This window comes from Rhodococcus sp. ENV425, from assembly GCF_002887785.1.
GTDB lineage: Bacteria > Actinomycetota > Actinomycetes > Mycobacteriales > Mycobacteriaceae > Rhodococcus > Rhodococcus aetherivorans.
Map to the genome: position 1 here is coordinate 42485 of NZ_PCZU01000123.1, position 9846 is coordinate 52330.

A 9846-nucleotide genomic window follows, 5' to 3' on the forward strand; every position below is an offset into this window, starting at 1 on the left:
TGTAGCACCCAGGTCTGCGAGTGCGGCAGAGGGTTCGCGACCGCGCGAGTATCTGTAACCCGGTAGGGCCGCAAAAGTTCCAATTCGGAAGGTGTAACAATCGCTCATCGCCAGCGATTGAAGTTTGAAGTTGTTGACGACTACCAGGGGAAGCTCGCTTCGGGCCCGCCCTGCCCGACCCTGAAAGAAGCACGTGTCTTCCTCGACCAACCCGTTCGACTTCAGCGAGTACTCGAGCTCGCGGGACGACGCAGACAATCCGTGGTCGGGTGGATCCCAGTCGCCATGGCCACCCCCCGAGCCGTTCGGAAGCGTGGCCGCCCCGTTCGCGGGGCCCGGCGGGTCGACGCCCGGGTTCGGCGGGGCGCCTGCCGACGCGTTCGCTGTCGAGCAGCGGCCGGTCGTGACGGCCATTTCGCAAGGTAGGCCGCCGCGCGCATGGCTGATCGGCGGCGGCGTGGTAGCGCTGCTGGGGCTCACCGCCGTCGCACTCACCCTGTCGGGTGGCTCCACAGTGTTCGCCTTCATCGGGTGGCTGCTGGCCGGTCCTGCCGCGTTCTACCTGCTTGCCCAGCACACGGTCGCCGACATGCAGCAGCGGGCGCGGCCGGTCTACGCGGGCTCGAAGGCTGTGCAGGGGACGTATTGGACCGTCGTTGTGCTCGGATTCGTGGGCATCGCGGTCGGAGCATGGCAGATCGCGGAATGGGCGGGTCGACTGTGAAGAAGGTGGCTGCGCTCGCGGCAGTGCTGCTCGGCTCTCTGGTGGTGGCGGCACCGGCCGCGTCGGCTGCGCCGCAGCAGTCGGCGGTGGGGGACTTCGGCGGGTGTCTCGCCTCCCAGCGCGAGGGCGATCTGCTGTTGATGATCGACGAATCCGGCAGTCTGCAGGTCTCGGACCCCGAGGCGGCGCGGGTCTCCGCGGCCAACTACCTGCTCGAACAGCTCAGCTCCTTCGGCGGCTCCGCCGGGGTCGCGCTCGACGTTTCGGTCGCCGGCTTCTCCGATGACTTCACCGTGCACGCGCCGTGGACCCGCCTCGACGGTGGGTCCCTGCCTGCCTTGCAGGACGAGGTCGACAGGTTCCGATCCCGGACGAACGGTGTCGACACCGACTACTGGGCCGCTCTCGACGGTGCCCGCGGCGCTCTCGCCGACCGCTCGTCCACAGCCGCGAACAGATGCCAGGCCGTCGCCTGGTTCTCCGACGGCAAGCTCGACTTCACGACGCGGGACGCGGAGAAGCCGTACGCCCCAGGAGTATCGCTCGGCACGGACGCAGGCGTTCAGCAGATCATTGCGGCCGCCCGCGAGTCGATCTGCCGGCCCGCAGGTATCGCGGACCAGTTGCGGTCGTCGGGAATCGTCACCTTCGCGGTGGGGCTCGCGGCCGGTACAGCGCAGGCCGGGGACTTCGATCTGATGCGGTCCATCGCCACCGGAGAACCCGCCGCCGGGCAGGCGTGCGGGAACCGGACCTCGCCCCGACCCGGCGACTTCTACCTCGCCCAGAACATCGACGACCTGCTCTTCGCGTTCGACGCGTTCAGCAGTCCGGGCCAAGCGCCGCTCGAGAACGAGACGGGCGTATGTGTGGGTCAGGTGTGCGAGGAAGCGCAGCACCGCTTCGTCCTCGACAACTCCATCGGTTCGGTGACAGTCCTGGGCTTCGCGGACGCGGACGGGCTCGTACCCACACTGGTGTCGCCCGACGGGGCCGAACTTGCGATGCCGCGCGACAACGCCCCGCGCAGCCTGAACGTCGACGGAGTCGGCGTCGACTACCGCTGGTTGTCGGCGCGGTCGGTGTCGTTCACGATGCGCCAGCCGGCGTCGGCGAACCCGGGGCAATGGCAGGGCATGTGGGCTCTCGTGTTCGTCGACCCCGATGGCTCCGATCCCGCGGCGCGCTCCAAGTCCAACATCCATATCTCGGGCAACCTGTTCCCGGCGTGGCTCGGACAGGATGTGACCGCCATCCACAGCGGCGAGAAGACATCTGCGATACAGCTCGGCATCGTCGACTCCGACCGTCGGGAGATCGACCCCTCCGACCTGCTCGGAAGCGCGTACTTGTCGGTGTCGCTCGTCGACTCGGCTCGGGTTGCGCACGAGCTGGCGTCGAGGATCCCGAAGAACGGGATCGACGAGCCGATCGAGCTGGATCTCACGTCGGTGCCACCGGGTGAGGCGACGCTGCGCCTCGCTCTCGAGGTGACCACCGCCGACGCCCGGACGGCTTCGGGGACGGTCATCGCGCCCGGTACTCAACTGGCGCCCCAATACGTCGACGTGCCGCTGACGGTGGCGCCCCCGGTCGGCTATCCAACGCTGCCGAACCGGATCGACTTCGGCACTGTCGAGGGATCCGGTCGGTTCCCGGTGGAGATCCCGGTCGGCGGGCCCGGCTGCGTGTGGCTCGATTCGGCGGAACCGATCCGCATCGATGCCGTGCCGGACGGCGTCGGTGACGTGGCCTTGGTGAACCCCGCAGCGACTTCGGCGGAGCGGTGCCTGGCCGTCGAGGAGGGCGCACAGGGCGCACTGACGGTCGAACTCGACGTGCCCGAGGCCGGCAACGGCTCCCTCAACGGTTCCGTGCGGATGATGATGGCCCCCGCCGGGGAGCTCGACCGCGCGATGCCGGTCGATGTGCCGTTCACCGCCGAGCTGCAGAAACCGCTCGACAGTGGCCGGTTCCTGCTGGCCTTCCTTCTCACGCTGTTCCTGGGCATCGCGATCCCGCTGGCTCTGCTGTATGTGCTCAAGTGGCGAGCCTCGCGCATTCCTGCCGAAACCCTGAAGGCCCAGCGCTTCTCCGTGACGATCGCCGACGGCGCCGTTCTGCGGGACGGAGTACCCTTCACGCTGCGCGACGGTGACCTCACCGAAATCGTTCGGAACCTGGACAAGCCTGCGCGACTGCTGACGGCAGACGGCGTCAAGCTCGAGGCGAAGACCGGGCTCTCCCCGGTCGGCACGGGGTACGTCCGTGTCAAGGCCGGTGGCCTGCTCGGCTCCTCCGGTGCGAAGCCCGACCATGACCCGCGCACAGGTGAGGCCAGGCTGCCGCTGGCGGTGCACAACAACTGGGTGATCCTCCACGATCCGGCCGGACCCGCCGACCACGCGTCGGTGCTCCTGCTCGTCGGCGCAGGTTCGAACCCGGTCCGGTTGATCGAGGATCTGAACCGGCGCGCACCGGGCGCCTTCGCGAGACTGCGTGAGCGTGTCGGATCCGACGACACGGCGACGCCGGGCACCGGTGCGCCTGACGGGCGACCCGCACCGCAGTCGTCCTTCGATCCGTTCGGCGCACCCACCGCTCCGCCCGCACCGACATTCGGTGCGCCACCGGCGTTCGGCGGCAGTTCTGGATTCGGTGCCGCGCCGCACAGCGGTTCGAGCTCGTCCGCCGCGCCGGCCGCTCAGCCTTTCGACCCGTTCCGTCCGCCCGGCGCTTGACGGTCGGAATCCAGCTTTGCTCTCTCTCGATGTGGAAGGACCGGTATGAGGCGGTTTCTCGTAGTCGGATGCGGTGGTTCGGGTGCCGTCACGCTCGCGTACATGATGGACCAGCTCCGGTCCGATCTCGCCGCGGCGGGAGTGGACCGGATCCCGGGTGGGTGGCAGTTCGTGAGCATCGATGTGCCCACTGCGCCGGAGGCGGGGCCGGACGGGCTCGGCAATGTTCGCGACCAGGGCGGCTACTACTTCGGCAGCGGCCCCCAGGGCGACTCGTACGGGGTGCTCGACAACGCGCTGAGCAACCAGCTCTCCGCCCGCGGCAGCCTCGACGAGACCGCCACCTGGGCCCCGCGGGATCCCTCCGCTGTCACGGTGCCCATCGGGTCCGGCGCCGGCCAGTACCGCGCCCTCGGCCGCATGATCACGCTGAGCAAGGCCGGCGGAATTCGCGAGACCCTGCAGTACGCCTGGGACCAGCTGTTCACCGTGCAGACCGCCACCGAGATGGGCGCGCTGAACGTCCCCGGCGGGGGCAGCTTCGAGCAGGAGGAGTCCCCGATCGTCCTGGTCGTCTCGTCGATGGCCGGTGGCGCCGGCGCATCGATGGCCTTGGATGTGTGCCGCCTGCTGACGCTGATCCCCAAGCTCGATCCGCGGCTGATGGGTGTGTTCATGGTCGCCCCCGACATCTTCGACGGCCTCGGCCGCAGCGCCACCACCGGCGTGCGCGCCAACGCCCTCGCGATGCTCGGCGAGATCGTCGCGAGCCAGCTCGGCTCCGCGCGCGAGCACGATGTCGAGATCCTGCGCGCGCTCGGCCAGCAGAACGGCGCCGGCGAGAAGGTGCCGTTCGCCCGGGTGTTCCCTGTGGGCCGCCGTGTCGGCGTCGAGGGCGCGCCGTTCGGCGACGGTTCACAGAAGGCGATCTACCGCGGCCTCGCTCGTGGCCTGGCGGGCATGATGATGAGCGGCGCTGCGACGCGCCAGTTCGTGCAGTACGACCTCACCAACGGTGCGGGCCTGTCCGGCCAGCGCGACAACATCGGCTGGGGCGGACAGTGGGACAACCTGCCGTGGGGCACATACGGGTTCTCGAGCTTGAGCATGGGCCGCGACCGATACGCCGAATACTCGGCGCAGCGGCTTGCCCGTAGCACCGTGGACCGGCTCCTCGACGGGCACCGCAACCCCGGCAATGCCGCGTCCGACGACGATCAGGTCAACTCCATCCTCGATAGCCAGTGGCAGGCCCTGCTCACCACGATGGGTTTGCCTGTCGTTCAAGCGGATCCGCGGGGCGCGCAGGTCGGCATCAGTGCGTGGCTGACCGGTGTGGTGCTGCCCCAGGGCGACGGCCTGCGGATGGCCCGTCAGGTCACCGAGTCCGAACTGCGTGGCTACCTTCCGTCCGGCAGCGGTCTGAACGCGAGCCAGTGGGTCCCCGAGATCCAGCGGGTGCTCGGTGCCCGTCGTCAGGCGCTCACGGCGTCCGCCGAAGTGCACGCGCTTGTCCATGCGTACCAGTGGCACCGCACTCTCGCCGACAACATCGAGCGCACGGTGGCGAAGGCGATCGCCGACCTCGGCCTGCCGTACGCCACCGCGCTCGTGAACCGGCTGACCAGCCACATCAAAGACCAGGTGCGGGTCGGGGCGGAGGACCTCGCGAAACAGGCGCCGACCGACATCACTGCGCAGTCGGCCGACACCGCTCAGGCGCTGTCCGCACTCAAGGGAACCATCGAGAGCGACGCCGACATCGTCGACCGTGTGCTCGCGAGCTGCAGCCAGAACGTCTACCGCCAGTTGTACGCCTCGCTGTCCGGGAAGGTGGCCGAGGTCGCGGCCGCGCTCGTACCGGAGATTCTGCAGCCCCTGCTCGAGGCGCTGAACGACGCGCAGACGTCGATGCGGCGGGCACGCAGCAAGCCGGCGAGCGACGTCGGCCTGGCGCGCCTGTCCACCGACCAGTACGGTGCGTGGCCCGCGGACAAGGCCGATCGGGTACCCAAGCGGTTCGCGGAAGCGAACAACGAGGTGATGCTCACCCCGTCGGCCGACTTCATGGTGCAGTACCGCAGCGACCTGCCGCTCGCGGTCGCGTCCAGCGGTCTCGGCACGCCGCCGTTCGAGGAGTCGGTCAAACGGGCCGTTGTCGGGGTCGTCACCGGTCTGTGGCAGACGATCGACGGCAGCAAGTCGCCGGGGGAGGAGCATCCCGTCCTCGAGCGCACATCGGCGTGGCGGACCCGCGCATTCCCGTACGATCCGGGAACCCGCGAAGCGCTCATTCCCTCGGCCGCACGGTATGACCTGCACCTTCGACCTGCGGAACTGCTCGCGCGCGCTCGGCAGTTCGTCGGCCGCACCGGGGAGTCCTTCGACCGCTTCTGTCGCGTGTCGCTGCGGGAGTACATCGAGGATCCGACCGTTCCCGAGTACGCGCTCGAGGAGCGGCGTGAGCGACTGCAGGCGAAGTTCGCCGAAGCGCTGTCGCTGGCGCGACCACTCGCCAGCGTCAATCAGCAGGCGCTCGAGGCGCTGCATCCGGGGCAGCAGGTCGAGTACCGGTACAAGTTCACCTCGGTGCCGTTCCTCAACCTGCCCGTCGCGGATTCCCTTGAGCAGGTACTGCAGAAGAACCCGATGATCGACCACGAGACCCGATCGGAGTTCGTGCGCCTGCTGACCGAGGAAGACCGGTTGACGCGCATCGACATCTTCGGCTCCTACCCGAACTACTCGCCGCTCGCTTATGACTCCGTGCTCACCCCCGCGGCCAAGCAGTGGGCGGATTCGACTCCGACGCAGCAGGAGTCGTTCTGGCAGTGGCGTCGCTCCCGGCCGTTGGCCGCCTCGCTGCCGATGCACCACAGCGAGCGGCGAGCGCTGACCGCCGGCTGGTTCCTCGGCCTCGTGGTCGGCCGCCTGCGCCTTCCTGCGGAACCGTACGACGAGCCGGTGCGGGTGTGGGATGCCACCTCCGCGGCGTGGGTCGACTTTCCGCATCCTTTGCTGACCCCGCCGTCACGGTTCCTCGCCCACAACGACTGGCTGCCCGCGGTGCTCGAATCGGTCCTGCTGGCGATGGCGCGGTCGCACGAGTCGCCGGTCATGCAGTCGATGCTTCCCTACCGGACGCTGCGCGCGATCTACGATGCCTCCCCGGAGAAGCCGGCCGGCGGCATTCTCGAGGTGTCCGCCAAGTCGATCCTCACGCAGTGGCTGCGGACCGGCGAGACCGGCACGGGATGGCAGTCCCAGGTCACCGACACCGGCCCGGACGTCTCGATCGACGCTCGCGCCGAGAACGCCGCGACATGGCTCGGCCGGGTGCGGGAGTTCACCGGGCTGCACTACATGGCAGCAGGGGAGGACGCGGCACCCGGTGGGGGAACCTTCTCGGCGATCACCGATCGTGTCACTGCGTCGCATACTCCGATATTCCGGGACATCGCGCCGGACGTGTACTGGGCGACCGGTGAGCTGCTGAATCTGATCGAGGAGTGCAGGCACCGCGCCGAGCAGCCGGACCGGCCGGTGCACGAGCCGGCGGCGTCCACAACGTCGGCATCGCACGCGTTCGTGATTCCCGACGCGGGTCAGTTCTGACATGGCCGATTCGGTGAAGAGCGTTCTCACGGTGTTCCTTGCCTCCACCGGGCCGGCGCTCGGGGTGCGTGACGTCCTCCGCGACCTGTCCACGGCGGGCTTGGTCGCACCGTTCGTGTGGGTCGACGACGCCGGCGTCACGCCGGGTGGTGCCCGCATCCCAGCCGTCGAAACCGCCTGTGGTGCGGACACAACGGTGGTGCTGCAGGATGTGCTCGCGTCGCGTCGCGTCGATGTGGTGCGACTGTGCGTGATCGTGCCGGGAGCACGCGGCACCGATCCCGTTCGGGTCGAGTCGGAAAGGGCGCTCGCCGACCTCCTGTCGTCGAACTCGGGCGGAGCCCGCCTCGTTCGACTGCGGACGGTGCTGCGTCGTCCCGGCGACACCCCTTCCGACTCCGTCGCGGTCGCGCTCGCCGGTTGGCACAACCTGCTTGTCGCACCGGAGGATTCGCGGGGTCCGGGAATGGGCCACGAGTCCCTCACCGAAACCACCGATCCGGTCGATGTCGGCCGCCACGCAGCCCCGGTGATCGCCGGAATCGTGGGTCTGTGGACGGATGCGGAGCATGCCCCGTTCGACGAGCAGCCGGTCCTGCCGGGAAGCACGCTGCGGGTGGTGCGGTCGTTCTACCGCCGACTCGACACCTCGCATGCCGAGCACGAGCTGCGCACGCACCTGCTCGACTTCGGCGGGCAGCTGCCGTTGCCCCGCGACGCCGGCACCGCCGTCGTGTACGCCGACGACGTCCCGGCTGCCACGCGAACGATGGCCCAGGCGCTGTGGGTCAAGCACCGGCACCTGCTCCAGGGCGAGCGCGTAAGCGCACCCCCGGCCGACGCTCCGCGCCTGGTGAAATTCACCGACGCCCTGACGATGTTCTTCTCGTTCCTCGTTGCAGTACTGCGCAACGCCCCGGCGCAGTGGGCCGCCCGGGTCGGTCACCGCGCCTCGGCCGCGGTCGCTTCGGCGGCACAGTCCACGCTGTTCGGGTCGGCGCAGGGCGCCAGGCGTGTGGTGGTCCGCGGTGTCGACGCGGACGGCCGCAGGGTCGGATGGTCCGAGTACGAGGCGGCGTCACGGCAGATCGGCGCAGCTCTCGACGGAGCGACGAACACGCCACAGTCCGCGGCGCCCGACCTCTCCTCGCTGTGGCGGGACTATGCTCGCGCCGCCCTCACGCTCGCCGACGCCGCCGAACGGTCACCGGGTCTGCCGACCATCCAGGTCGGCGCCCACCGAGCCGTGTTGCGTTCGGCGTCGGACATTGTGCCGGGACCGGACGACGAGTTCACCGACATCCCCGGCGTCGTCTCGGCGACGCTGAACGTCCACGCCGCCGAAGCCCCGGACCTCCTCGGCATCAGGGACTTCCAGGCAAGGCTGCGGGAGCTGGAACAGGATCCGACGATCGGGCTCGACGCGCGGAGAACGAGCGCCGCGCTGGCGGGCTGGGTGGGCCGCATCCGCCGAAGCTTCGCGGTCACCTTCGGATCGATCCTCGCCGACGGGTTGTCGGCCGGTATCACCGAGGCAGGCATGTTGCTCGAGCGACTCAACGCCGCCGAAGCGCCCCGCGATCTGGCCGAAGCGAGCGCCGATCAGCAGGCGCGCATGTTCCGCCAGGTGCGCATCGCCACGCTCGGTTTCCTCGCCGCCGCGATCGTCGCGGGCGTGCTGGCCTGGCAGGAGCTGATCTCGTGGTGGACCGGCGGGCCCGTCATCGCAGTGTGCGTGCTCGTCTGGGCGGGCGTCGTTGCCTGGATCTGCCAACGCACGCAGCAGTACCTCGAGCAGCTTCTCGTCGAACGCGAGGCGGCGTCGGCGGCGGCCGCAGCAGACCGGAGGAATCTCAGGTCCGCCCTCCGAGAGATCGAGAACCTCACTGCCGCGTATCGGCAGTTCCTGTCGTGGAATCGCGCACTCGGAGCGTTCCTGGCGAAGCCGCTCGGCGTCACCGACCACACCCATGCAGTCGGCCGCAGCATCGAATGGGGGATGCCCCGACACAGCGCCGTCGGCATCGGTAGCCCCGAACCCGCCCAGGTCGAGCGAGTCGCCGACGCGCTGCGGCAGGACATGTTCGGTGTCGGGTGGCTGACCGAAGCGTGGGACTCTGTCGTGGGTTCCGCAGGTTCCTCACTCGGTGCCGCAGGACTCGACATCGATCGCGACCCCACCCTGCTCGCCGCGAAGGCTGGAGCCGGGTCCGGCTCTCCACTCGACGAGTGGTCCCTCCGATTCCACCGTGGCGAACGTCAGGCGAGCGGTGCGGCACTGATGTGGGAGCGGGCACTCGGCGAGCTGTCCGGGTCGCGTGGCGACTTGGCACGCGAGCTGCTCGCCACCATCGAACATCGCGCCGACGGGGCCGTGCGTCGCTACGGCATCGACGAGTTCCTGGCCGGCGTCGGACAACCCGCGGCCGAGGGGTTCTTCGACCCTGCCGTCTTCACCGATACCGCGGCGATGCGGGGCCTCACCACCGTCGCGGAGACGGTGTCGACCCGTACCCCCGCCGGCTGCGGGCTTGTCGCGGTCACCACCCAGTACACGGAGGGAATCGCCGCGGAGGATCTGCGGACCATGCCGTCGGACGGTCACCCCGCAGCACCGGTCGACATTCCGCAGGTGCCCGACCTCGAGCTGCGACCGGCCGAACCGACGCACGACCGTGCGGACCGTCCGGCCCCTGCGCCGTTCGCTGCGCCCGTCGCCGACGGCATCAACTTCTGAGCTTGACGTTTAACCTGCGGCGTTCCGAC

The 9846-nt window shown here is 69.4% G+C and carries 4 protein-coding genes; all 4 read left to right on the top strand.

Annotated elements, in window-relative coordinates; all coding sequences use genetic code 11:
- Window positions 1-403: 403 nt before the first annotated feature.
- From CQZ88_RS30760 to CQZ88_RS09950, 4 genes are read left to right on the top strand one after another with little or no spacing between them, the layout of a single operon-like run.
- A complete protein-coding gene (locus CQZ88_RS30760; protein WP_251550736.1) occupies window positions 404-724 on the top strand; it encodes a hypothetical protein in 321 nt (106 codons plus the stop codon).
- A complete protein-coding gene (locus tag CQZ88_RS09940; protein WP_251550738.1) occupies window positions 691-3465 on the top strand; it encodes a vWA domain-containing protein in 2775 nt (924 codons plus the stop codon). The genes CQZ88_RS30760 and CQZ88_RS09940 overlap by 34 nt, the downstream gene beginning before the upstream one ends.
- Window positions 3466-3510: 45 nt before the next feature.
- Complete coding sequence (locus CQZ88_RS09945; protein ID WP_102799666.1) at window positions 3511-7080, top strand: tubulin-like doman-containing protein; 3570 nt, start codon at window positions 3511-3513, stop codon at window positions 7078-7080.
- A 1-nt stretch (window position 7081) separates the two neighbouring features.
- Window positions 7082-9817 carry a hypothetical protein gene (locus tag CQZ88_RS09950; RefSeq protein ID WP_102799667.1) on the top strand — a complete coding sequence of 912 codons (2736 nt, stop codon included), beginning with the start codon at window positions 7082-7084 and terminating at the stop codon, window positions 9815-9817.
- The last annotated feature ends 29 nt before the right edge of the window (window positions 9818-9846 follow it).

Bases quoted from the DNA above. Each gene is read 5' to 3' on its own strand.
- CQZ88_RS09940 (WP_251550738.1), top strand. From the start codon at position 691: ATGGCAGATCGCGGAATGGGCGGGTCGACTGTGAAGAAGGTGGCTGCG.
- CQZ88_RS09945 (WP_102799666.1), top strand. From the start codon at position 3,511: ATGAGGCGGTTTCTCGTAGTCGGATGCGGTGGTTCGGGTGCCGTCACG.
- CQZ88_RS09950 (WP_102799667.1), top strand. From the start codon at position 7,082: ATGGCCGATTCGGTGAAGAGCGTTCTCACGGTGTTCCTTGCCTCCACC.